This window comes from Paraburkholderia sp. BL23I1N1, from assembly GCF_003610295.1.
GTDB lineage: Bacteria > Pseudomonadota > Gammaproteobacteria > Burkholderiales > Burkholderiaceae > Paraburkholderia.
In genome coordinates, this window is the sequence record NZ_RAPV01000001.1 from 3,749,205 (window position 1) to 3,772,831 (window position 23,627).

General features: G+C 63.2%; 21 protein-coding genes and 2 pseudogenes. 12 read left to right on the forward strand and 11 right to left on the reverse strand.

Annotation, left to right across the window (positions count from 1 at the left end; genetic code table 11):
- Positions 1-56: 56 nt before the first annotated feature.
- The 7 genes and pseudogenes from B0G76_RS17410 to B0G76_RS17440 all read left to right on the forward strand — a co-directional run bounded on the left by B0G76_RS17410 (position 57) and on the right by B0G76_RS17440 (position 7,163).
- Positions 57-425 carry a response regulator gene (locus B0G76_RS17410; RefSeq protein WP_120293697.1) on the forward strand — a complete coding sequence of 123 codons (369 nt, stop codon included), beginning with the start codon at positions 57-59 and terminating at the stop codon, positions 423-425.
- The gene (locus tag B0G76_RS17415) at positions 418-1,041 is read left to right on the forward strand and encodes a chemotaxis protein CheC (protein ID WP_120293698.1); all 624 of its coding nucleotides are present in this window, start codon (positions 418-420) and stop codon (positions 1,039-1,041) included. Before B0G76_RS17410 ends, B0G76_RS17415 begins: the two co-directional genes overlap by 8 nt.
- Positions 1,038-1,975, forward strand: a pseudogene (locus B0G76_RS17420) (GGDEF domain-containing protein). The gene B0G76_RS17415 and the pseudogene B0G76_RS17420 overlap by 4 nt, the downstream one beginning before the upstream one ends.
- 235 nt (positions 1,976-2,210) lie before the next feature.
- Positions 2,211-3,059 carry a presqualene diphosphate synthase HpnD gene (gene hpnD / locus B0G76_RS17425; RefSeq protein ID WP_120293699.1) on the forward strand — a complete coding sequence of 283 codons (849 nt, stop codon included), beginning with the start codon at positions 2,211-2,213 and terminating at the stop codon, positions 3,057-3,059.
- A 4-nt stretch (positions 3,060-3,063) separates the two neighbouring features.
- Positions 3,064-4,359 carry a hydroxysqualene dehydroxylase HpnE gene (gene hpnE / locus B0G76_RS17430; protein WP_120293700.1) on the forward strand — a complete coding sequence of 432 codons (1,296 nt, stop codon included), beginning with the start codon at positions 3,064-3,066 and terminating at the stop codon, positions 4,357-4,359.
- The gene (gene shc / locus B0G76_RS17435; protein ID WP_120293701.1) at positions 4,356-6,428 is read left to right on the forward strand and encodes a squalene--hopene cyclase; all 2,073 of its coding nucleotides are present in this window, start codon (positions 4,356-4,358) and stop codon (positions 6,426-6,428) included. Before hpnE ends, shc begins: the two co-directional genes overlap by 4 nt.
- A 3-nt stretch (positions 6,429-6,431) precedes the next feature.
- Positions 6,432-7,163: a phosphorylase gene (locus B0G76_RS17440; RefSeq protein ID WP_120293702.1), complete on the forward strand. Its 732-nt coding sequence runs from the start codon at positions 6,432-6,434 to the stop codon at positions 7,161-7,163.
- Positions 7,164-7,576: 413 nt separating this feature from the next.
- On the opposite strand, the gene B0G76_RS17445 is transcribed toward B0G76_RS17440, so the two are convergent.
- The gene (locus B0G76_RS17445; protein WP_120293703.1) at positions 7,577-8,551 is read right to left on the reverse strand and encodes a VacJ family lipoprotein; all 975 of its coding nucleotides are present in this window, start codon (positions 8,549-8,551) and stop codon (positions 7,577-7,579) included.
- A 2-nt stretch (positions 8,552-8,553) separates the two neighbouring features.
- Positions 8,554-11,170 (reverse strand): annotated as a pseudogene (locus B0G76_RS17450) (MMPL family transporter).
- Between the two features lie 213 nt (positions 11,171-11,383).
- Between B0G76_RS17450 and B0G76_RS17455 the strand changes: the two are divergent.
- A complete protein-coding gene (locus B0G76_RS17455) occupies positions 11,384-11,989 on the forward strand; it encodes a phospholipid-binding protein MlaC (RefSeq protein ID WP_120293704.1) in 606 nt (201 codons plus the stop codon).
- Between the two features lie 68 nt (positions 11,990-12,057).
- Here the strand turns inward: B0G76_RS17455 and hpnH are convergent, their stop codons facing one another.
- Positions 12,058-13,218 carry an adenosyl-hopene transferase HpnH gene (gene hpnH, locus B0G76_RS17460; protein WP_120293705.1) on the reverse strand — a complete coding sequence of 387 codons (1,161 nt, stop codon included), beginning with the start codon at positions 13,216-13,218 and terminating at the stop codon, positions 12,058-12,060.
- Between the two features lie 10 nt (positions 13,219-13,228).
- On the reverse strand, positions 13,229-14,173 hold the full coding sequence (ispH, locus tag B0G76_RS17465; protein ID WP_120293706.1) for a 4-hydroxy-3-methylbut-2-enyl diphosphate reductase: 945 nt from the start codon (positions 14,171-14,173) through the stop codon (positions 13,229-13,231).
- A gap of 357 nt (positions 14,174-14,530) precedes the next feature.
- Here ispH and B0G76_RS17470 point away from each other — a divergent pair, with 357 nt between their 5' ends.
- The gene (locus B0G76_RS17470; RefSeq protein WP_120293707.1) at positions 14,531-15,703 is read left to right on the forward strand and encodes a glycosyltransferase; all 1,173 of its coding nucleotides are present in this window, start codon (positions 14,531-14,533) and stop codon (positions 15,701-15,703) included.
- A 110-nt stretch (positions 15,704-15,813) separates the two neighbouring features.
- Here B0G76_RS17470 and B0G76_RS17475 read toward each other — a convergent pair whose 3' ends face one another.
- From B0G76_RS17475 to hpnA, 4 genes are all read right to left on the reverse strand, one after another.
- Positions 15,814-16,131, reverse strand: coding sequence for a type II toxin-antitoxin system RelE/ParE family toxin (locus tag B0G76_RS17475; protein ID WP_120293708.1), 318 nt, complete (start codon positions 16,129-16,131; stop codon positions 15,814-15,816).
- Positions 16,131-16,382, reverse strand: coding sequence for a type II toxin-antitoxin system Phd/YefM family antitoxin (locus tag B0G76_RS17480; protein ID WP_120293709.1), 252 nt, complete (start codon positions 16,380-16,382; stop codon positions 16,131-16,133). The genes B0G76_RS17475 and B0G76_RS17480 overlap by 1 nt, the downstream gene beginning before the upstream one ends.
- 95 nt (positions 16,383-16,477) lie before the next feature.
- Positions 16,478-17,053 (reverse strand): hypothetical protein, encoded by a 576-nt coding sequence (locus tag B0G76_RS17485; RefSeq protein WP_120293710.1) that lies wholly within the window; start codon positions 17,051-17,053, stop codon positions 16,478-16,480.
- A gap of 142 nt (positions 17,054-17,195) precedes the next feature.
- Positions 17,196-18,206 (reverse strand): hopanoid-associated sugar epimerase, encoded by a 1,011-nt coding sequence (hpnA, locus tag B0G76_RS17490; protein ID WP_120293711.1) that lies wholly within the window; start codon positions 18,204-18,206, stop codon positions 17,196-17,198.
- Between the two features lie 167 nt (positions 18,207-18,373).
- Here hpnA and B0G76_RS17495 point away from each other — a divergent pair, with 167 nt between their 5' ends.
- Positions 18,374-18,667: an acylphosphatase gene (locus B0G76_RS17495; RefSeq protein ID WP_120293712.1), complete on the forward strand. Its 294-nt coding sequence runs from the start codon at positions 18,374-18,376 to the stop codon at positions 18,665-18,667.
- A 47-nt stretch (positions 18,668-18,714) separates the two neighbouring features.
- On the opposite strand, the gene egtD is transcribed toward B0G76_RS17495, so the two are convergent.
- The gene (gene egtD / locus B0G76_RS17500; RefSeq protein ID WP_120293713.1) at positions 18,715-19,698 is read right to left on the reverse strand and encodes an L-histidine N(alpha)-methyltransferase; all 984 of its coding nucleotides are present in this window, start codon (positions 19,696-19,698) and stop codon (positions 18,715-18,717) included.
- 576 nt (positions 19,699-20,274) lie between these two features.
- Here egtD and rarD point away from each other — a divergent pair.
- Positions 20,275-21,171: an EamA family transporter RarD gene (gene rarD, locus B0G76_RS17505; protein WP_120293714.1), complete on the forward strand. Its 897-nt coding sequence runs from the start codon at positions 20,275-20,277 to the stop codon at positions 21,169-21,171.
- 89 nt (positions 21,172-21,260) lie between these two features.
- Here rarD and B0G76_RS17510 read toward each other — a convergent pair whose 3' ends face one another.
- Entirely contained in the window at positions 21,261-21,800 is a 540-nt protein-coding gene (locus tag B0G76_RS17510) for a DUF962 domain-containing protein (protein WP_120293715.1), read from the reverse strand.
- Between the two features lie 91 nt (positions 21,801-21,891).
- On the opposite strand from B0G76_RS17510, the gene B0G76_RS17515 reads away from it, so the two are divergent.
- Positions 21,892-22,614 (forward strand): Crp/Fnr family transcriptional regulator, encoded by a 723-nt coding sequence (locus tag B0G76_RS17515; protein WP_120293716.1) that lies wholly within the window; start codon positions 21,892-21,894, stop codon positions 22,612-22,614.
- A gap of 126 nt (positions 22,615-22,740) precedes the next feature.
- On the opposite strand, the gene B0G76_RS17520 is transcribed toward B0G76_RS17515, so the two are convergent.
- Positions 22,741-23,625, reverse strand: a complete 885-nt coding sequence (locus B0G76_RS17520) for a 4-hydroxy-tetrahydrodipicolinate synthase (RefSeq protein WP_120293717.1) — start codon at positions 23,623-23,625, stop codon at positions 22,741-22,743.
- Positions 23,626-23,627 lie beyond the last annotated feature (2 nt).

The following is a 23,627-nucleotide window of genomic DNA, read 5'->3' on the forward strand; positions in this document are numbered from 1 at the left end:
AACCGACTCTACCCGCCGTTAACGCGCAAGAGCTAATTCCGCTTACCGACCCGCCCATGTCTTTGCCTATTGTGATCGCCGACGATTCGTTGCTTGCCCGCAAGGTGCTCACCAAGGCATTGCCGCCGGACTGGGATGTCGACGTGTCCTACGCGACGAACGGGCGCGAAGCGCTCGGCCTGTATCGCGAAGGCAAAGCGTCGGTGATGTTCCTCGACCTGACGATGCCGGACATGACCGGCTACCAGGTGCTGGAAGCCTTGCAGCACGAGGACCTGAACACCTTCGTCATTGTCGTCTCCGCCGATGTTCAGCCGATGGCCCAGGCGCGCGTGCGCACGCTCGGCGCCGTCGCATTCATCGCCAAGCCCGTGACGCCCGAGGCGGTACTGCCCATCCTCAAGGAGTACGGGTTGTATGTCTGAGCCAGCCCTCACCGAAGACCAGCGCGACGCGCTCCAGGAGGTCGCCAATCTGGCGATGGGCCAGGCCGCGACGCGTCTTGCGAGCCTGCTCGATGCGTTCATCGAATTGTCGGTGCCGCGCGTGAAGGTGGTGGCGGTGAGCGAGGCGGCAGAGGCGCTGCGCGAGATGACCGGGATCGAGGACACAGTGAGCGCGGTGCGCCAGGGCTTTCGTTCCGACATCAAGGGCGAAGCGCTGGTGATCTGCCGCAGCGACAGCATCGACCAGTTGTGCTCGCTCGTGAGCGACCCGTACTCGCGTTCGAGCTACGAGGCGGTGAGCCAGAAAGAACTCGTGTTCGACGTCGCGAACGTGCTGACGGGCGCGTGTGTCTCGTGCATTCTCGACCAGCTCGGCCGCACGCCGGTCTTCTCGGCGCCCGGCCTGCTCGGCGAAGCGATGACGCTCGACGAAGTGTTCCAGCCCGGCGTGCTTCAATGGGAAGTCGCGCTGCTGGTCGAAGTCAATTTCACGCTCGAGGACCAGAGCTTCCGCGCGCATCTTGTGATGCTGATGGCCGAAGAGTCGATTCGCCATATGAACGAGGCGCTCGACGAGCTGTTGTCCAGCCTATGAATGTGCCCGTTGACTCGTTGAGCGATCTGGTTGTCGAACGTGTCGGTTTCGGCATTTTCGTGCTCGATCGCAACATGACCGTGCTGATGTGGAATCGGTTCATGCAGGATCACAGCGGGTTGTTGCCGCAACAGGTGGTCGGTAAATCGCTCTTTGCGCATTTTCCGGAATTGCCGCGCGTGTGGCTGTCGCGCAAGATCGAAAGCGTGTTTCAGCTTGGCAGCTTTGCATTCAGTTCGTGGGAGCAGCGCCCGTATCTCTTCAAGTTCGACCACGACCGGCGATTACCGGCGGCGTCGATTTCATGCAGCAGGATTGCACCTTCATGCCGCTCATGCGCGATCGCGAAGTGGTGGCGGTGTGCGTGACCATCTCCGATGTCACGCATGTCAGCATCGTGCAGCGCGAACGTGAAGAAGCGGTGGCCAAGCTGCAGGAATACGCCGACCGCGATGGTTTGACGGGCATTGCCAACCGGCGTTACTTCGAAGCGCGCCTGCGCGATGAATACACGCGCTGGCAGCGCTACGGCGGCGAGATGTCCGTGCTGCTGTTCGATCTCGACCACTTCAAGAAAATCAACGACCAGTTCGGCCACGGCGTTGGCGATACGGTGCTGCGCGTGATGGCGCAACGGGTCGCCGAGGTGGTGCGAGCGCAGGATACCTTCGGGCGTTTCGGTGGCGAAGAGTTTGCCTTGCTGCTGCCCTGTACGCCGCTCGAAGACGCCATGCGGGTCGCGGAAAAGATCCGCTGCACGATTGCCGACACGCCGGTCGAAGTGCAGGGCACGAGCGTGCCGGTGACGGCCAGCGTCGGCGGCGCGGCGGCGCGCGTGGGCGTGCCGGCGTACGACGTGCTCATCAACGAAGCCGACGCGGCGCTGTATAGCGCGAAGCGGCAAGGACGCAACCGCTCGGTGGCGTTCTCCTGAGCCAGGCCCGCAAGGCCGGCTGACGGCGCACATCGCTCCGCTTCCCTCGCCCTCTTTCCGGCCCCTTATTCGCCCTCGAAACTGCGGCATCTCACAAAGGTTGTTATACTTTTCGCCGTTTCCGGCATCCCTGCCGGGTGTTTCGCGCATGTCCGCGCGCGCGGGCCGCCTGTTCTGCCCGTAAGCATTAAAACTTCTTGAACGCCTTTCAGCAGCGCCTCCAGCGGAGATCGTCTTGGCTGTTTCCAATCTTGTCGTGGACGATACAGAAATCGACGCCGCTGCCGCCACGTCCGGCAGCTCGTTTTATCTCGCAATGCGAATCCTGCCGGCCGCGCAGCGCGATGCGATGTATCAGGTCTACGCCTTCTGCCGTGCTGTCGACGATATCGCCGACAGCGACATGCCGCGCGCCGAACGCGCCGCCGGACTCGAGCGCTGGCGCGCCGACATCGACGCGTGCTATGCCGGCTCACCGCGCGCTTCCTTGCGCGCGCTGACGCGGCACATTCATACGTTTCATCTGCAACGCGAAGATTTTCACGCAATGATCGACGGCATGGCGATGGACGCCGCCGCCGACATCTGCGCGCCCGACGAAGCCACGCTCGACCTGTACTGCGACCGCGTCGCGAGTGCGGCGGGCCGTCTGTCGGTGAGGATATTCGGGATGCAGGAAGAGCCGGGCCGTTTGCTCGCGCACCATCTGGGCCGCGCGCTGCAGCTGACCAACATCCTGCGCGATATCGACGAAGACGCCGGTATCAACCGCTGCTATCTGCCGCACGAATTGCTGGCGCGCGAAGGTATCGCGGTGACGAACCCGGCGCAGATCGCCGACGATCCGTCGCTGCCGCGCGTCTGCGCGACGCTTGCCGAGCGGGCCAAGGAACACTTCGCCGCCTCCGACGCGATCATGAACCGCGAGCCGCGCAACCACGTGCGTGCGCCGCGCATCATGTCGGGCGTCTATCGCGTGCTGCTCGACCGAACGCTTGATCGCGGCTTCGATATTCCGCGCACGAAGGTCAGCAAGCCGAAACTGCGCTTGCTATGGATCGTCGCGCGTTACGCGCTCTTCTGAGCTGATGCCGAAGCTTATCCATGTGATCGGCGCCGGCGTCGCCGGCCTGGCCGCGGCGGTGCAATTGCAGCGCCGCGGCGCGCAAGTCGTGCTGCATGAAGCGGCGCCCCAGGCGGGCGGCCGTTGCCGTTCGTATTACGACCCGAAGCTGGGCGCCACCATCGACAGTGGCAATCACATGGTGCTGTCGGGCAATTTCGCCACGCTCAACTATTTGCGCGCGATCGGCGCCGCCGACGAGCTGTCCGGTCCGGCCCAGCCCGAGTATCCGTTCATGGATCTGGCGACGCGGGCGCGCTGGACCGTACGCATGTCGCCGGGCCGTCTGCCCTGGTGGGTCTTCGACCCGAACGCACGCGTGCCGAACACCGGGCCGGGAGACTATCTGGCGCTCGTGCCGTTGCTGTTCGCCAAGCCTGGGCGCAGTGTCGCGCAGACCATGCGCTGCAATGGCCCGCTGTGGGACCGCCTGCTGCGGCCGCTGTTTCTCGCGATGCTCAATGTCGAGCCGCGTGAAGCGTCGGCGGAGCTGACGGCCGCAGTGGTGCGCGAGACGCTGGTTGCCGGTGGTCTGTCGTGCCGGCCGCTGGTGGCGCGCAACGGTCTGGGCAGCGCCTTTGTCGACCCGGCGCTGCGCCTGTTGCAGCATGGCGGCGCGGCCATCCGTCTCGGGTCGCGCCTGAAAGACATCGTGTTTGCCGACGCCGACGCCGACGCCGGCCCCGGCTCCGGCCCCAGCCGCGTGTCGGCATTGAATTTCGCGGACGAAAGCATCGCGATCGACGCCAACCAGGCCGTGGTGCTCGCGGTGCCGCCGGACATTGCACAGACGCTCGTGCCCGGCTTGCGCTCGCCGACTCGTTTCGCGGCAACGCTCAACGTGCATTTCGCCGTTGAGCCGCCGTTCGGCATGGCGCCGATCACGGGGTTGCTCAATGCGACGGCCGACTGGCTGTTTGCCTTCGAGGGCCGCGTCTCGGTCACGGTCAACGCCGCCGAGCGCCTGCTCGACACGCCGCATGAAGCGCTCGCGAAAACCATCTGGGCCGAAGTGGCTCAGGTCGCCAGCGTGCCAGCCGAGCCGATGCCGGCCTGGCAGGTCGTGATGGAAAAGCGGGCAGCATTCGCCGCCTTGCCGGACCAGGAAACGCTGCGCCCCGGCACGCGCACTCGCTGGAACAACTTGATGCTCGCGGGCGACTGGACGGCCACCGGCCTGCCCGCGACGATTGAAGGCGCAATCCGCTCCGGCCAGAAGGCCGCGGACACGCTGCTGAATCAACCGATGGAACGCCGATGAACGACTTATCTCAAGCCCAGCCGCTGGACGCCGTCCTGCCCGAATTCGCCGATGCGGCGCCGACTGCGCCGGACGATGCACCGGGCGCGGCGCCCGCGACCGCGCCGCAAGCGTCCACAGCCGCGCTTGACGCCTCGCCTGAGGCCCCGCTCGACGCCGCGATCACGCGCGCCACCGACGCGATCCTCGCCGCGCAGAAGCCGGACGGCCACTGGGTCTACGAACTCGAAGCCGACGCAACGATTCCTGCCGAATACGTTCTGCTGGTCCACTATCTCGGCGAAACGCCGAACGTGGAACTGGAGCAGAAGATCGGCCGCTATCTGCGTCGCATCCAGCTCGCGGACGGCGGCTGGCCGCTTTTCACCGACGGCGCGCTCGACATCAGCGCGAGCGTGAAGGCGTATTTCGCACTGAAGATGATCGGCGACTCGCCGGATGCCGAGCATATGGTCCGCGCGCGCGAAGCGATTCTGGCGAACGGCGGCGCGGAAACGGTGAACGTGTTCACACGGATTCTGCTTGCGCTGTTCGGCGTGGTGTCGTGGCGTGCCGTGCCGATGATGCCTGTCGAAATCATGCTGCTGCCGCAGTGGTTCCCGTTCCATCTGTCGAAGGTGTCGTACTGGGCGCGCACGGTGATCGTGCCGTTGCTGGTGCTGAACGCGAAGCGGCCGGTGGCGCGCAATCCGCGCCGTGTGCGTATCGATGAGCTGTTCCGCGGCGCGCCGGTCAATACCGGCATGCGCGACCGGGCGCCGCATCAGCATCTCGGCTGGTTCCGCTTTTTCCGCGGCGTGGACGTGATGTTGCGCATGATCGACGGCCTGTTCCCGAAAGCGACACGCGAGCATTCGGTGCGCGAGGCGGTGCGCTTTGTCGACGAACGGCTGAATGGCGAAGACGGCCTCGGCGCGATTTTCCCGGCCATGGCCAACTCGGTGATGATGTACGACGTGCTCGGCTATCCGGCCGATCACCCGAATCGCGCGATTGCCCGTCAGTCGATCGAAAAGCTGCTCGTTATCAAGGATGACGAAGCATATTGCCAGCCGTGCCTGTCGCCGGTGTGGGATACCTCGCTCGTGGCGCACGCGCTGCTCGAGACCGGCGAAGCGCATGCCGAGCAAGCGGCTGAACGCGGGCTCGCGTGGCTGCGTCCGCTGCAGATTCTCGACGTGCGCGGCGACTGGATTTCACGCCGCCCGAACGTGCGTCCTGGCGGCTGGGCGTTCCAGTACAACAACGCGCATTATCCGGACGTCGACGATACGGCGGTGGTGGCAATGGCAATGGTTCGCTCGGCGGCGCTCACGCAATCGGACGTCGATCGCGAAGCCATTTCGAGGGCGCGCGAATGGGTGGTCGGCATGCAAAGCAGCGATGGCGGCTGGGGCGCGTTCGAACCGGAAAACACGCAGTACTACCTGAACAATATTCCGTTCTCCGATCACGGCGCCTTGCTCGATCCGCCGACTGCGGACGTGTCGGGCCGTTGTCTGTCGATGCTCGCGCAACTTGGCGAATTTCCGCAGGGCAGCGAACCGGCGCAGCGCGCGTTCGACTACATGCTGAAGGAACAGGAGTCGGATGGCAGCTGGTACGGCCGCTGGGGCCTGAACTACATCTACGGCACGTGGACTGCGCTGTGTTCGCTGAACGCCGCGGGTCTGCCGCACGACGACCCGCGCATGAAGCGTGGCGCGCAGTGGCTCCTGTCGATCCAGAACGAAGACGGCGGCTGGGGCGAGGGCGGTGAGAGCTACAAGCTCGACTATCGCGGCTACGAGCGCGCACCGAGCACAGCTTCGCAAACCGCGTGGGCGCTGATGGGCCTGATGGCGGCGGGCGAGGTGAATCACGAGGCGGTGGCGCGCGGCGTCGAGTATTTGCAGCGCGAACAGCGCGAGCATGGTTTGTGGGACGAAACGCGCTTCTCGGCGACCGGTTTCCCACGCGTGTTTTATCTGCGTTATCACGGCTATCGCAAGTTCTTCCCGTTGTGGGCGCTGGCTCGCTTCCGTCATCTGAAACGCAACGGGCTCACGCGCGTCGCGGTCGGGATGTAACGGATGGCGCTTTCGACAATGCCGGGCGTCGATGTTGGCCGCAGCACCTTGCCGGTGATCGTGGTCACGGGGATGGCGTTTGAGGCGCGCATTGCGCGTGGTAAGGGTGTTGAAGTGGTCTACGCGGCGCGTGCCGATTTGCTGGAGCGGGCGTTGAGTGCGGCAGTTGCGCGGGGCTGTTCCGGGATTGTTAGTTTTGGGACGGCGGGTGGGTTGGCGCCTGATCTCGAGCCCGGGGCGCTGATCGTCGCGGAGGCTGTTGAAGGGCCGTTTGGGCGGCTTGAGACGGATCGGGGGTGGGCTGATAGGCTCGCTGCCGCGCTGTCGACTGGGCCGCTTGTGGCGCGGCTGCGGCGTGGGGTGATGGCGGCTGTGACCGCGCCTTTAGTCACTTCTGAGGATAAGCGGGCGTTGCATCGGTCGACCGGGGCCCTGGCTGTGGACATGGAGTCGCATATTGCCGGGGCGACGGCTGCCGCTCATGGTTTGCCGTTTGCCGTGTGCCGCGCGATTGTTGATCCTGCGTGGCGGACGTTGCCTTCTGCTGCTACCGCGGGGTTGCGTGACGACGGGACCACGGCGTTGGGGCCGATTTTGCGGGAGCTGTTGCGGCAGCCGGCGCAGATCGGGGCGCTGATTCAGGTTGCGGTCGATGCGCGGGCCGCGCGGACTTCGCTGGTTCAGGCCCGGCATGCGATGGGGGTGGCGGGGGTTTTGCCGCTGGGGGGGGCTTGAGCGTTTTGGCCTTTCCTTGAATTCTTAGTGGTTTATTAGCGTTGCCCCTGTGCGGGGCGGCACTTACTTTCTTTGCCGCCGCAAAGAAAGATAAGCAAAGAAAGCGGCTTCACACCGCTAGCTCATAAGCGGGGCACCCGCGCAGCCACGGTAGTGGTGCATCTGGAATCTGTGTTCTCGCACATTCGGCGTCAGTGACACAGCAGTCATTCTTCCGGCGGCGCTGCGCGCGCCGACGCCTACCTCATAGAACCATCTGTTCGGTTTTGCGCGCGAGCCTCACTCGATGCCGCGGCTCGCCGTTGCATTCCCAACGTTTCTGCTTTGCATCAGCGCTTCATTCGAAGTGCGAATTCACACCTGCATACGCCGCCCGGCACGCTGTGGGCGCCGGGGCACGTGACTTCAATCCCTTATTGCGGTGCCGGTGCGGCTTCCTGCGGTTTCTTATCCGTCGGCGCGGTTGTCACTACGCCCGACGCGGCAGCGGGTGCCGCCGCGGGGGCGCTCGGCGTCTCGCCTGGATCGGTGTAGTCCGGGACGCCCGCCGGAGCGCCTGTGGCGCTTCCTGAGGCTGCGGTCGGGGCGTCCGCCGCGTCGCCGGGGTCCGCGTAATTCGGCAAGCCTGCCGCCGCGCCCGAAGCACCCTTGGCGGGCGCAGCCGCGCCGGAGTCGCTCTGGTCGTCGTAGTTGGGGAGAGGCGTGGCGTTGTCGCCCGCGCCGCGCAGACGCGCTTTACGCTGCTGGGTATAAGCGTCGCGAACGAATGAATACTTGTCCAGCGCGGCTTGGTCCAGCAAGCTGGATGCGCCCAGCAAGTCGGAACGCACACTCACGAATTGCAGCACGTACAGCGGATTGCGAACCGCCGGCTCAATGTAGTTCAATGGGTTGAACTTCACGTCCACCACCAGCCCCATGCTGTCACGCACCGTGCTCGGGCCGAAGAGCGGCAAGACAAGGTAAGGGCCCGACGGGACGCCCCAGTGGCCCAGCGTCAAACCGAAATCCTGGTGGTGCTTCGGCAGACCAGCCAGCGTCGCCCAGTCGAGCAGGCCGCCAAGTCCAAAGGTCGAGTTGAACGCGAAGCGCACGAGGTCTTCGGTCGCATCCGTGATCTTCAGCTGCAACAGGTTGTTGGCGGCGTTGGTCAGGTCGCCCAGATTCGAGAAGAAGTTGCTCACCGCCGTGCGCAACGGTTGCGGTGTCACCTTTTGATAACCCTTGGCGACCGGAATGGCGACGAAGCGATCCACGCCGTCATTGATTTTGAAAATCACGCGGTTCGCCGGCTCGAACGGGTCGCCCGGTTTGCGGTCGGGGCCAGTCGCGCAGCCCGAGATCAGACCGGTAGCGGCCAGCGCCAGCACGGTGGTTCGCAGCTTCATACTTATATTCCTTTGTGCTTCGCGCGACGTTGGCGCGGCTTGCCCATCAGTACCGGTTGGAACACCACCGCGCCGATCAGCGTGCAAAACAACGAAAGTGCCAGCAAGCGTCCCATGCTCGACGTACCCGGATGGTGCGACAGCCAGAGGCTGCCGAACGCCGTCGCCGTGGTCGCCGCGCTGAACAACACGGCATGCGTGAGGCTCGACTGCAAAAGGCCGGTCTGCCCGTTGCGCCACGCCATCACGAAGTAAATCTTGAATGCTACCCCGACGCCCAACATCAGGGGCAACGCAATGATGTTCGCGAAGTTCAGCGGCATGTCGAACACCACACACAACTCCAACGTCACCAGCGCCGACACCAGCAGCGGAACCAGGGTGCGCAACATGTCGCTGAGCCGCCGCAGCGCAATCCACAGCAGGATTGCAATCGACAGCAACGCGTAGCCGGCGGCCTGCAGGAACGCCTTGATGATCGTGTCCGCGGAATTCAGGATCGAAATCGGCCCGCCGATCGCGCCCGGTTCCGCTTTCTTCACCGAGTGGATGAAGCGGGCGAGCATGGCGTCGTCGTTCGGATCGGTGCCGGGTTTTACCTTCGGCGCGATGTCGACGAGCGCGCGGCCGTCCTTCGAGACCCAGCTCTTGGATATCTCCTTAGGCAGGTTGTCGCGCGTAATCTCGGTCGGCTGCAACAGATCCGCCAGTTGCTTCAGCGCGATGCGCAGCGGCTCGGACATCGCCGTTTCGGCGCGGTCGCGCGTGGCGGCGTCGGCGGCGGCCAGCTTTTGCAGCGTCGCGGACAAATGTTTGGCTTCCGCGGCGCCCGGGCCCGGGTGGTCGTCGGCGGCGAGCGAGAGTTGATTCGACGCGCGCTTCAACGCGGCGACGCGCACCGCGTCAGTAGCCTGAGGCGCGGGTTGCTGCTGCAGCGCGGGCAGGAGTTGCTGTGCCGCGCTTGCAATCAACATCAGCTTTTGCTGTTGCTCGGTCGGAACGAAGGTGTCCAGCGTGGTCACGCGGCCCACTTCCGGCAATGCGCGCAGGCGTGCGGCCTTCTGATCCGCGTCGGCAAGCGTGGGCGCCAGCACACTCACGTTGTTGACCGCCGCTTCCGGCGAATCCTTCAGCGACAGCAGCGTCGCCATCGATTCCGTATGCGGATCCTTCAGATGCAGCGGGTTGAAGTCGAAACGCAAATGCGTGAGCAACGGCGCCGCGCCGATCACGACGATGAGCGTTCCGATCAGCACGGGCCGGCGGTGATGATCGAGGAAATCGTCGACGGGGGCGAGTTGCTTGAAGCCGGGCGAAACGGGCTCGACCGGCGGGTTGAAGACCTTCAGCAGCGCCGGCAGCAGCGTCATGTTGGTGAAGTACGCAACGAACATGCCGACGCCGGCGATCTCGCCCAATTCCGACACGCCACGGTAAGCCGTCGGCAGGAACGAGAAGAAGCTCAGCGCGACCGCCACGGCAGCAAGCGTCAGCGGTACGCCGATGCTGTGCGCGGTATGCATGAGGGCGGCGGAAAGACGGTTGTCGCGATTGCGCTCCTCGCGATACTTGACGCCGAACTGAACGCCGAAATCGACCCCGAGTCCGACGAACAGCACCATGAAGGCGACCGAAATCATATTGAGCGCGCCGACGAGCATCAGGCCGAGCGCCGCGGTGATCGCGAGCCCGACGAACAGCGTGATGAACACGGCGACGATCATGCGGCCCGAACGCAGCGCCAGCCACAGAATGATCAGCACGACGATGAAGGTGCCAATGCCGTTGAGGGCGGCGCCGTCCTGGACCGATGCGAATTCCCTCGTCCGCGAGAGGCTGTTCTCCGGTCAGGCGGACCGTTGCGCCATAGCGCGTATCGAGGTGCAGCGAGGCAGCGGTGCCGCGGATCGCTTTCGACGCACTCGCGCCCGGCTCCAGCGCGTCGTAGTTCACGACCGGCTGCACCATGACGAAGGCGCGCGCCGGCTCCGTGGCGGCGCTCTTATCGACCAGCACGCGCCACGAGAACGCCGCCGGCTGTCCAGCCAGCACGCGATCGAGCGTGGTCGCGCTTTGCGAGAGCAAATGACTCATGTCGGCCAGCTTCACCTGACCCAGTTGCAGCGGCAGCAACAGGCTCGTGGTGAGCGTGCCGGCGAGGCCGGAGAGGCTCGGGTCGTGCGCGAGGGCGTTGACGAGCGGGCGTGACTGAACGAGTTGCGAAGTGGTCGAGAGAACCTCGTCGATTGACGGGAACAACAGACCATTGTGTTCGAAGAACGGGCCGCCGGCGGGCTGCGACACCGCGACGAATTCCTTCGGATCGGCTTTGAGCGCGGCCGTCAGCGCATTGGCGGCGGCATCGGCAAACTCCGGCGCGCGGGCTTCGACCACCACCAGCACGGTTTGACCGCGATCGGGGAAGGCCGCGTCCATGGCATTTTCGAGCGACGACCATTGCTTGTCGGTCTCGACAAGACGGCTGATATCCGTGTTGATCTTGAAGTTATAGGCGACGTAGAAGCTGCTCAATACGGCGAGCACGAGAGACAGGGCGATGATCCGTGACGGATGACGCACCGAATAGGCGACGAGACGGACAATAGATGACTTCAGCATGTAGGCGGAGGTGGCCTTATCACGGACGGTGTTTTTGACGAAAGTGCACAAGTATACAGAGCCGGAGCGACTCGGCTCCACTTCGGTAGCAAGGCCGGCTCCCGGGCGGCGCGGTGGGGGGCGGGAACGCAATATCGGTATACTGGTCTATCCTGCTTGCGCTGCGGGCTTGCGAGCCTGCCGGCGCTTACTTCTTGGGGTTTAGGCGAGCGTATGAAACGTTATCTTTCTGCTTTTCTGGCTGCGGCCGTGGTCTCCACTGCGGCCTATGCGCAAAGCGCGCCCGATGCGGTGGTGAAGAGTGCTGTCGAAGGCACCGTTGCCGCAATGAAGGCCGATCCGCAGGCACGCGGCGGCGATATGGCGAAGATTACCGACCTGGTTCAAACGCGATTCGTGCCGGCTACCGATTTCCAGCGGACCACGCGGATCGCGGTGGGAAAGGCATGGAGCACGGCAACCCCTGAGCAGCAGAAGCAGTTATATGACCAGTTCACGCTGCTGCTGGTACGCACCTACGCCGCATCGCTTTCGCAGTTGCGGGATCAGGACGTGAAGTTCAAGTTTCTGCCCGTCAATGTCGCGGCCGGCTCCAAGGACCTGGTTGTGCAGTCGCACGTGATCAGCAATGGCGGCGACGATGCCATCGATTACCGGATGACCAAGGGCGCCAACGGCTGGAAGATTTACGACATCAACATGATGGGTGCCTGGCTGATTCAGGTTTATCAGACGCAGTTTGCCGATCAGATTTCCAAAGGCGGCATTGATGGCCTGATCAAGTTCCTGACTGCGCACAACGCACGAAGCGCGGGCTGAGTTCACGCAAAAAGAAAAAGCGCGGTGGCAATCAGGCCACCGCGCTTTTTTTATGCTTCAAAAACAGCTTAGTGCGCGGAAGCGGAAGCCGCCGTTTGCACCTTCTTGCCCGTACCCGCGCGACCAATTTCTTCGAGCTTGATCTCGACGTGCCGCGAGAACACGTACTCGGCAGGACGTTGCTTATCCAAAGCAATATCCTTGACGAAAGCACCGGAAGTTTTCGGGCCACGCAGGCTAACCTTCAACGCCTTCAACGGATGCGCCACCGTATCCATCACGGCAGTCGCTTCGAAGCCGCAGTGCACCATGCAGTCCGCACACTTCTCATAGTTGCCCGTACCGTACTTTTCCCACTCCGTGGTTTCCATCAGTTCCTTGAAGGTCTTTACGTAACCTTCGCCGACCAGATAGCACGGCTTCTGCCAGCCGAACACGGTACGCGCCGGGTTGCCCCAGGGCGTGCACTCATACGTCTGATTGCCGGCCAGGAAGTCGAGGAACATGCCCGACTGGCTGAACGACCAGTTCTTGCCGTTGTTGCCGCGCTTGAAAATCTCGCGGAACAGCTGCTTGGTCTTGTCGCGGTTCAGGAAGTGCTGCTGATCCGGCGCGCGCTCATAGGCGTAACCCGGCGAGACGGTGATGCCGTCCACACCCATCGGCCCGAGCGTATCGAAGAACGCGGCCACGCGTTCCGGCACGGCGTCGTTGAACAGCGTGCAGTTGATGTTCACGCGGAAACCACGGCGCTTCGCTTCCTTGATGGCGGCGACAGCCTTGTCGTACACGCCTTCCTGCGACACCGAGTGATCGTGCGCCTGCTGGTCGCCGTCCAGGTGAACCGACCAGACGAAGTACGGATTCGGCTCGTAGTCGTCCATCTTCTTTTCCATCAGCAACGCATTCGTGCACAGGTACACGAACTTCTTGCGCGCGATGATGCCCTTCACGATCTGCGGCATTTCCTTGTGCAGGAGCGGCTCGCCGCCTGCGATTGAGACAACCGGTGCGCCGCATTCGTCGACTGCGCCAAGGCATTCTTCGAGCGACAGGCGCTGATTCAGGATGGGATCCGGATAATCGATCTTGCCGCAGCCATTGCAGGCAAGATTGCAGCGGAACAGCGGCTCCAGCATCAATGCGAGCGGGTAGCGTTTGTTGCCAGAGAGATGCTGACGCATGATGTAAGCGCCGACCCGGACTTTCTGTAGCAGCGGAATAGACAAGACGTCCTCCTTAAACTTCGCGTGCAGCGAGTGGTTGCATCAGTTTCGATGGCAACTTGAATTCGACTTTTTCTTCACGGCCCGCCATCGTCGTGACATCGACGGGCCCCAATGCGCGCAGCGCATCGATTACGTTCTTCACCATCTCTTCCGGCGCCGAAGCACCGGCCGTGATGCCGACAGTCTGCACGTTGGCAAACCACTCCGGCTTCACTTCCGAACCGTCGGCGACGAGATAACTCGCCACGCCGCTTTCGCTGCCAATCTCGCGCAGCCGGTTCGAGTTCGAACTATTGGTTGCGCCCACTACCAGCAGCACCTCGACTTCTTTGCTCAGCTCGCGCACTGCCGCCTGGCGGTTTTGCGTGGCGTAGCAGATGTCGCGCGTGTCGGGACCGACGATGTCGGTGAAACGGCGCAGCAAAGCGTCGATGATGCCACGGGTGTCGTCGACCGATAGCGTGGTTTGCGTGACGTACGCAAGCGGCGTATCGAGCGGCAGGTCCAGATGCGCGACTTCGGCCTCGCTCTGCACCAGCAGCACCTTGCCCGGAATCTGACCGATCGTGCCTTCCACTTCCGGATGGCCCGCGTGGCCGATCAGGATCAGGGTGCGGCCGGCCGCCACATATTGGCGCCCTTGCACGTGAACCTTGGTCACGAGCGGGCAGGTCGCGTCGAGCACGTCGAGGCCACGTTGCTCCGCGTCACGCTCGACCGTCTGCGCGACACCGTGCGCGCTGAAAATCGCCACGGCGCCCTGCGGCACCTCGTCGAGTTCTTCAACAAAGCGCGCGCCCTTCTGGCGCAAGTTGTCCACCACGTGGCGATTGTGAACGATCTCGTGGCGAACATACACGGGCGCGCCGTGTTGCTGTAACGCGCGATCGACAATCTCGATTGCACGAACAACACCCGCACAAAAGCCGCGGGGCTGAGCAAGGATGACTCGCATAAATTGGCGAACTCCGACTGACGCGGATTTCGAAGAAGTCGGTAAATATGACTTTATCGCCGCGACCATCTATTTAGTTGACGTCTTGAGCCCCGGCGACAAGCCGGTACAGCAAAACCAAACGCGCATTCTAACGCTATCAGCCCGGCTTTGCTCTGGTGCCCCGTCAAGGTGTTGGGACAGCGCCGCGCCGTGGGCTTGCCGCCCGGCGGCGTGTCCCTGCGCAGATGGCAATGATTACACGCTGCGCCGGTCTGGCGGAACCCTTAAACTACGTGGTCCTGCGGCGCGCGTGTGCGCGTCACATTACAGAATGGTTTCGACACTCGCTGGATGTTCACTCGAGGGTAATGCTTAATGGCGGTGGTTCTGTTTCTTCTTTCGTGTCTTTCCCTGCTGATCTGGTGCGTGTTGCTGTTCGCCCGTGGCGGATTCTGGCGGGCGCGTCCCGCCGCGCCGCTCACGCTCGAACCGCGCGAGACGTGGCCGGCGGTTGTCGCCGTGGTGCCGGCACGCAATGAGGTCGACGTCATCGGGCAAGCGGTTACCACCCTGCTCGAGCAGGACTATCCGGGCGAGTTCCACGTGATCGTCGTCGACGACCACAGCACCGACGGCACCGCCGACGCCGCCCGCGCGGCCGCGTTGCAACTGCAATGCCCGGACCGCCTGACGGTCCTGAGCGCGAAGCCGCTGCCGCCGGGCTGGTCCGGCAAGGTGTGGGCGCAGTCGCAGGGTATCGAGGCGGTGCGCACGCTCGGCCTGCCGGCCGATTTCCTGCTGCTTACCGACGCGGACATCGGCCATCCCGCGGACGCTGTCGCGCAACTCGCCGTCCGCGCGGATGCGGAAAAGCGCGATCTCGTCTCGCTGATGGTCCGTCTGCGCTGCGATTCGTTCTGGGAGAAGGCGCTGATTCCGGCCTTCGTGTTCTTCTTCGCCAAGCTGTATCCGTTCTCGTGGGTCAACAACCCGCGCAACCGCACGGCCGCGGCCGCGGGCGGCTGCATGCTGGTCCGGCGCAGCGCGCTCGAAGAAGCGGGCGGCATCGAGTCGATCCGCGCCGAGCTGATCGACGATTGCAGCCTCGCCGCGCGCATCAAACATCGTGGCACGGGGCGGCATCTGATCCGTCTGGATGTGGCGGCGCGCAGCGTGTCGCTGCGTCCTTACGATAGCTGGCGTGACATCTGGAACATGATTGCGCGCACAGCCTTTACGCAGTTGCGTTACTCGCCGCTGCTGCTGGCGGGCACGCTGCTGGGCATGACGATCATCTACCTGATGCCGCCGGTGGCCGCGCTGGTGCTTGGCCCGCAGGGCGCGCCGGCGTGGCTTGCCTGGGCGCTGATGTGCTGTGCTTATGCGCCGATGCTCAGCTATTACCGCCGCTCGCCGCTGTGGGCGCCGTTTCTGCCGCTGGTAGCGTTGTTTTATGTCGGCGCGACGTTTGCGTCGGCGGTGCGCTACTGGCGCGGCAAGGGCGGCCAATGGAAGGCGCGGGTGCAGGCGCCGGTGCAGGAGCGTTGAGGGGCGCAAGCGGAGGCAAGAACGTGCCGCGCTGAAGTGGTAGGCAGAGTGCCTCGGCGCCGACGCTGGGCCTTCTGCGTCTGCCGTCCAGGATGGTTCGTCTTGTCAGGTCAGTCCCCTTCAAGGGTGCGCCCTTCCTCCCACGAAACCGCCGCTGCCTCGTAGATGCCGCCATCGCGGCGGCCGACCGCTAGCACGACGATATCCGGCGAATTCTCGTTATCGCGGACCAGATAGACCAGCCGGTACCCGATACCCCGCAGCTTGATCTTGTAGCAGTCGACGAGTGGCGACCGGAGTTCGGCGCCCGGCACTCTCGGGGTTAGCAGGCGTTTCTTCAGCGCATTCTTGAAAAGCGCTTTGACCGAGCCGTCGAGGTCTGCCCAGTCTTCAAGTGCTTCAGGTACAAATCGGAGTTCGTGCGCCATCACAGGTCGTCGAGATTGACCTTGACCGCGCGTTTCACCGACTTGAGGCGGGACTGTACAAGCGCCGTCAGCTGGCGCTCGTCGTATAACTCGGCCATCTGAGCCATCAGCTCTGGCGACACCGTGTAGAAGGCTGGACGATTGTGATTGAGCACGGCGACAGGCTGACCATGCGCCTCTTCGACCACTTTCCCCGGGTTTTGCTTGAATTCCGAGATGCTGACGGTTAGCAGGCTGTGGATGTTTTCCATGGCGACACCAAATAGGTCAAAATTTAGCCCTATTTTACGCCAGATTTATCCAGTGTGCTCATTCAGCCATTGCGGCTGAGCGATGCACATGACCATCAGCCCTTGGTGAGCATCATGTACATCTGGATCACCATGTCGGGCGAAAACGTGAACGGCACCCAGCCGTGGCCGGTGTGGCGCATCACCAGCAGACGGTCGCCATTCGACTGTTTCTGCACGGCCATGACGGGATTCTTCGTCGAGACGAAGCGCCAGCCCGGCGGGATGCCCGGCGGCGGTTCAGGCGTCATCGAGGCGCGCGCGTTCGACAATTCCTCGATCAATTGCCCGATCTGCTCGGCACGCAACGCGACCGTCTGACCACCGATGGTCATCGTGATCTCGTTTTGCGCGGGACGGTTGATTTCGAGCGTGGGCTGCAACTGGGCAGCCCGCGCTTCGCCGGAGGTAGGTGCAGACTCCGCTGCTTCTACCGCGACCGCCGCTGCTTCTGGCGCGACGTCTTCCGCCTTCGATCCGGACGCGACATGATTCGCCAGCGGCGCTTCCTGCGTGGCGGTTGCTGCGACTGCGGGTGTCTCTGGGATGTTTTCGGCCTGTGGGGCCACGACAGCCTGGATAAGCTGATCGACGCCCATTTCCAGCGCGCCGAGCTGTTCGTGAAGATTCATGCGAGGTTTCTCTGGTAAGACCTACGATTTTACCTGCTGCGCGTAGGCTTTTACCTGTCGCAAACACAGTGACGTTGTAACAAAGTGCATGCAGGCCGCGCCGGATCGCCCGGCGCGGCGTGACCTGATCGTCATGCACGCATCAGGACTTCAAATACCCGCTTTGCCTGAACCATTCGATCGCATCGCTCAAGCCTTCGCGATAGGGCCGCGCGCGATAGCCGAGTTCGCGTTCCGCTCTCGCCGACGTGAAGTACATCTTGTTCTTCGACATTTTCAACCCGTCGACAGTGAGGAACGGTTCGCGTTTTGTGATCTTGGCGACTGCTTCGGCGCCCGCGGCGAGCGGATACAGCGGCCAGCGCGGCAAACTCAAGGTCGGTGCCTTGCGGCCCGTCAGCGCCGCGATATCCGCGAGCATCTGTTGCAGCGGCAGATTTTCGCCGCCGAGAATGTAGCGCTCGCCGATCTTGCCGCGCTCGAGCGCGAGAAAATGGCCGGCGGCCACGTCGTCCACGTGCACGAGATTCAGCCCCGTATCGACGAACGCGGGAATCTTGCCGAGCGCCGCTTCGACGATGATGCGTCCGGTCGGCGTCGGCTTGACGTCGCGCGGACCGATCGGCGTGGATGGATTGACGATCACGGCCGGCAGGCCGTCCTCGGCGATCATGCGCTCCACCGCGCGTTCGGCCAGCACCTTGCTGCGCTTGTACACGCCGATTGCCTGGTCGGCTTTGAGCGGCGAGCCCTCGTCCGCGGACTGGCCGGAACTCGTGACTTTCAGCGTGGCCACACTGCTCGTATAGACGATGCGCTCGACCCCTTCCTTCAGCGCCGCGCGCATGGTGGCCTCGGTGCCTTCGAGATTCGAGCGCTCGATTTCGCTCGGGTCCGGCGCCCACAGCCGATAGTCCGCTGCGACGTGCAGCAGATAACGCACGCCGCGTAGCGCGTTGCGCATGGATGCTTCGTCGCGCATGTCGCCGACGACGATTTCCGCGTCCAGCGACTCGACGTTTTTGCGCGAACTGGTGGCGCGCACCAGCACGCGCACCTTGAAACCTTTTTGCTGCGCGATGCGCGCCACCGACGAGCCGACGAAGCCGGAAGCGCCGGTCACGAGCACGAGATCGCGATTCTGTTCGGTCATTCTGTTTCATTCCCTGCGTGACAGTCGACGGATTGTACGTGTCGCGCGTACCGCGTGTCGCGCCGGTCGGCCGAGGTGCAGGTGAACTGAGACGCCGCCGAGCATTCTCGTCGCGACGCGACTAGAATGCCGGCTTGAAAGATTTGCGTTGCATAGGAGAGGATGGCATGGCCCCGGATCTGGATCAGCGGATCGAAACGTATTACGTGCGAGTGCGCGGCACCGTGCAGGGCGTTGGCTTTCGCCACGCCACCGTGCGGCAGGCCCACGCGCTCGGTATCAAGGGATGGGTGGCGAATCTCGACGACGGTTCCGTCGAAGCCATGTTGCAGGGCTCGGCCAACCAGGTCGACCGGATGCTGTCATGGTTGCGTCACGGGCCGCCGGCGGCGCGCGTCACCGAGGTGACCGGTGAAGAGCGCGCGACGGAAAAACGTTTTGAGCGTTTTGAGCAGCACTGAGACAGCACTGAGACAGCACTGAGGTGGCACTGAGGTGGCACTGAGCGCTAGCGCGCCACCAGCAAACTCTCCGCGAATCCCCAGCCGTCTTCGATCCACTGATGGCTGCACATGAAGCCGGCGTCGTTGGCGATCGCGGGCACCTCGTCAGCGCGATATTTGTGGCTGCTCTCGGTCCAGATCGTTTCGCCTGCTTTGAGCGAGACCGTCAGTTGCGCGGCGCCCACGTGCGCGGTGACGTCGCGTTTCGCCCGCAGATGCATCTCGATGCTGCGCGCGTCCGGATTGAAGCGCGCGACGTGCTCGAAGGCATCGAGCGGAAAATCGCCTTCGAGTTCGCGATTGATGCGCGCCAGCAGATTCAGATTGAACGATGCGGTCACACCGATCGCATCGTCGTAAGCAGCCACGAGCACGGGGGTCGGCTTGATCAGATCCGTGCCGAGCAGCAGCGCGTCGCCTGGCGCCAGCATGTTGCGGATATCGCGCAGAAAACGCGTCGCCGCGAGTCTGCCGAAATTACCGATCGTACTGCCAAGAAACAGCACGAGTAACCGTTCGTCCTCCGCGCGGTCCTTGCTCACCTCGGCGAGTCCCGCCAGGTAATCGCGTTCATAACCGACGATCGAAATCCGCTCGATGTCGCCCAGTTCGCGCCTGCACAACTGCAATGCGCTGCGCGAAATTTCAATCGGACAGTACGAAGTAGGGCGCTTTTTACACAGTGCTTCCAGAATGCGCCGCGTTTTGCGTCCGCTGCCGCTGCCCAGTTCGGCGACGGTCACGTCGTGCGGCAGATGCGCGACGATATCCGCCGCGTGCTTTGCGAGCAGCCGCTCCTCGGCGCGTGTCACGCCATATTCGGGCAGTACGGTGATCACTTCGAATAGCGCGGAGCCGACTTCGTCATACAGATACTTCGACGGCAGTTCTTTTTGCGGTGCGTGGGTGAGTCCGGCGCGCACCTCGGCGGCGAAGGCGGCGCGTAGTAGATCGGGCGATGCGTCGAGCGAGAGGGCTGGCTGGGTCATGCTGGCTCCAGTAGTCACATTCGATGAGCGGGATTACAGGCTAGGCGGCATGCGCGGTGAAACGCAGTGGCTGCATGCCGTGGGAAAGAAGGGCTGGCCCGGTCCACGTGGACTGTCTGTGCCGGCCCGGCTCATTGATGCTGCAGACGACGGTTGAAAATGACGGTTGCGACGGATATCCAAGGTGTCCCGGATGACGTTGCAAACGGTGTCGCCAGACTTCGTAGCAAGATTCGCGCTTGAGCAACAGCGCAGGAGGTTGCCGGTGTTGCAGTTGCGGATTCGCCTGGCGCGCGTGAAGTTATGTTTTAGTGCATCGGAGCGCGATGCGCATGGGAAAAATTGCTGCTATTTGCAAGGAGCATGCGGGCATGTTGGCCGGGAACCCGTCTAGAATGCCCGCTTGCATCGCCTATCGAAGATAAAAATGTGGCGCTTGATCTGCACTTCAGCCGCACTGCCAATCTGTGAGACTTCACTTCTAATGACAACAACTCGTGGCGCGCAGCCATATGCTGTGCCGCATACACCCGCATCCGCATCGCACGCCAAACCGATTGCGCCACGGGCCGCGCAATGAACCAGTATGACCCAAAGTGCGGTATCGCGTTGTCAGTCGGCGCGTCGGCGATGTTTGCTTTACTGTCCGCTTACGCCAAGCTGCTTGCGCCGCTGAGCGGCCTTGACATTTTCGCGTGGCGCGTCGTGTGGACCGTGCCTGGCGCGCTGTTGCTGATCGTGTTGCGCAAATGCCTGCCTATTCTCCGGTGGCTTCTTTACCGCATGGTGACGGAGCCGACGCTCGGCGCGGCGATGGTTGTCAGCGCAGTTTTGCTGGGCGCGCAGTTGTGGGTGTTTCTATGGGCGCCGCTGCATGGCCGCATGCTTGAAGTCTCGCTCGGTTATTTTCTGCTGCCGCTCGTGATGGTGCTGCTGGGCCGCTTCTATTATCACGAGCGCCTCGACGGTTTGCAGTGGCTCGCTGTGATATTCGCCGCTTTGGGCGTCGCGCATGAACTGTGGATGACGGGCGCTTTTTCGTGGCCCACCTTGCTCGTCGCGCTCGGCTATCCGCCGTATTTCGTGCTGCGCCGCAAAATCAACCAGGATTCGCTGGCCATGTTTACGGTGGAAATGGCGCTGCTGTTGCCGGCGGCGGCTGTGTTCGTCGTCATCGGCGGGTCGCTCGCGGCGATCGGCGACCGTATCGACATGTGGTGCCTGCTCTTGCCAGGGCTCGGCGCGCTCAGCACCATTGCGCTGGCTTCGTATCTGAAGGCGAGCCGTTTATTGCCGATCGCGTTGTTCGGTATCCTCGGGTATGTCGAACCGGTGTTGCTCGTGTTTGTCTCGATCACGTTGCTCGGCGAGACGCTCAGCGCCACGCAGATAGCCACGTATATTCCGATCTGGATTGCGGTTGCGCTGACGGCATTGCATAGCGTACGGCTCGTTGGGTTTGCGCAGCGCTAAGGCGCGTTGGTTGAGTCGCGGCGGGTGATTGAGTTGGGGCGATGCAGCGCGCAGCGTTGACCTTTGGCCGCCGAATCACGCGCCGCGGTTCAGCGGTGCGCTGCCGCGCGATCCGCATTGATACGCGTCGCGCCGACCTGCGCCTCGATCGCTTCACGCAGCGCCGGCCGCCAGTCAAAACCGAACAACGCTTCCGCGAGGACGAATAGCGGCCCGATCAGCAGACCAATCACATCGTCGACAAAGGCCGGCTTGCGATGTTCGTAGGCGACGTGGCCGATGAACTGAAACACCCAGCCGACCACGAAGAGTCCAATGCCCGAGGCGAGCCAGGTGAGCGTCGTTTGCGCGGCGAGCCACTGTCCGCATGCAACGCACACTACCGATACCACGGCCATCATCACGCCGAGCGGCACGTCGAGCACGAGGTAATAGACGGTCGCCGCGGCGAACAGCACCCACGCGGGCGATACGGTGAGCGGCAGCGCGCCCAGGCCAAAAGCCGGCCGGCTCAACAACACCGCCAGCGCCAGCACGATCATCGGAATGCCGATGAAATGCGTGGCGATATTGCGCCGGTCGCGATGATAGGCCGCGTATTGCGTAAGCTGTTGCGTCAGCGTTCTCATGGATGCCGCTCCTCAATCAAAGTCAGCATAATCGCGGGCAGCGAAATATGAAACCATCGGGTAACCGACAATCGGGCACGAATACCGTTCTATGACTGCGCGTTTTTCATCGAATGAGCTTGCCACGCTGCTCGAGCGCAGCGCGTGGTTCCGCTCGGCGCCGGCCGCCATGCAGGCGCAGTTGATCCAGGCGGGGCGTGCCGAGCGCCTGGCGGCCGGCGAACGGCTCTTCACGCGCGGCGATTCCGACGACGGCCTCTACGCCGTGCTCGACGGTCTGGTGCGAATCGGCGCGGCGAGTCCGGCCGGCAAGGAAGCGTTGCTCGCGGTCATCGAGCCGGTCAACTGGTTCGGCGAGATCGCGCTGTTCGATAACCGCCCGCGAACCCATGATGCGTATGCCGAACGCGATTCCGAACTGTTTCACGTACCGCGCGCCGCGCTTGCTACGCTGCTCCAACGCACGCCCGAGTATTGGCACGTTTTCGGTTTGTTGTTGACGCAAAAACTGCGCCTCGCTTTCGACGCCATAGAAGAAGCCGCCTTGCTTCCCGCCGCGCCGCGCGTGGCGCGCCGGCTGCTGTTGATGGCGGGCGGCTACGGCGAACCCGGCGCATCGCGGCGTGTACTCAAAGTGCCACAGGAGGACCTGGCGATGATGCTGGCTTTGTCGCGGCAGACGATCAATCAGGTACTCAAGCAGTTCGAAACGCAGGGCGCGTTGAAGCTGGGCTATGCGGAAATCGAAATCACGGACGTGCAAAAGCTCAGCGCGCTAGCCAATCTGAATCCGGCAGGAGATGGATCGAACTGAGTCGCGCTGAGGTCCCGCGCGGCGTGTCGTGTTACGAATGCAGCGCCTGGACGCAAGTTTGCGCCACGAATGATGAACTGATTCGCGGCGCAGTTGCATGCACATTGAAGCGCAACCCGCTATTCGTTAGCTCATCGCCCCGGCAAACTCGGCGCGCAGGTCTTGCAACCTGTCGCGCGCGGTGCTCACGCGCTCGACGAGTTGTGCCGAAGCGCGCGTGATCGGCATGCGCGTTTCGTCGGTCATCGCGTGATCGAATGCCAGCATCGCCTTGATCGCGGACGGATTGGGCGCGGAGAACAGCAGACGCAGCACGGGCAGCAAGCAGGCGAACAGATTGCGCGCATCCGCGTCGCGATGGGTTGCGATCAATTCCTGTACCGCAACCAGAAGATCCGCGCAAACGTGGGCACTCGCCAGAATGCCGCCGGAACCGCCGTTGTTCAGGCAGTCGTCCAGTGCTTCGTCGGTACCGCATAGCACGTTGATTGGCAGGCCGCGCAGCTTGCTGAAGTGTTCCTTGACGCATTCCTTGATCGCGACGATGTTGCCGTGCTCGACGAGGCGCGCAACCGTGTCCGGCTGGATCGTCACGCCGGTTCGATGCGGCACGTTGTACAAAACGATAGGGCGTTCGGTGGCGAGCGCGACCTGTTCGAAATGCCATTGCATGCCGGCCTGATCCGGACAGACGTACGACGGTGCAGATACCAGGTAACCCGCGCAATCCCAGCGTTCATAGCGCTGAATATCGTGCAGGACGTCGTGGGTGTTGGAACCGCCAACGCCGATCAGCATCGGCAGACGCGAGCCGATTACATCGGTCAGCGCCTGCAACACGGTGAGGCGTTCGGATTCCTGTAACAAAGCGGCTTCGCCCGTCGTGCTCAAGGCGACAAAACCACTGATCTCCGTACGCAGGTAGTTGTCCGCGAGACGCTGCAACGCGTCGACGTCGACTTCGCCGTTACGCAACGGTGTAACGATGGGCAGCCAGATTCCTGAAAACATGA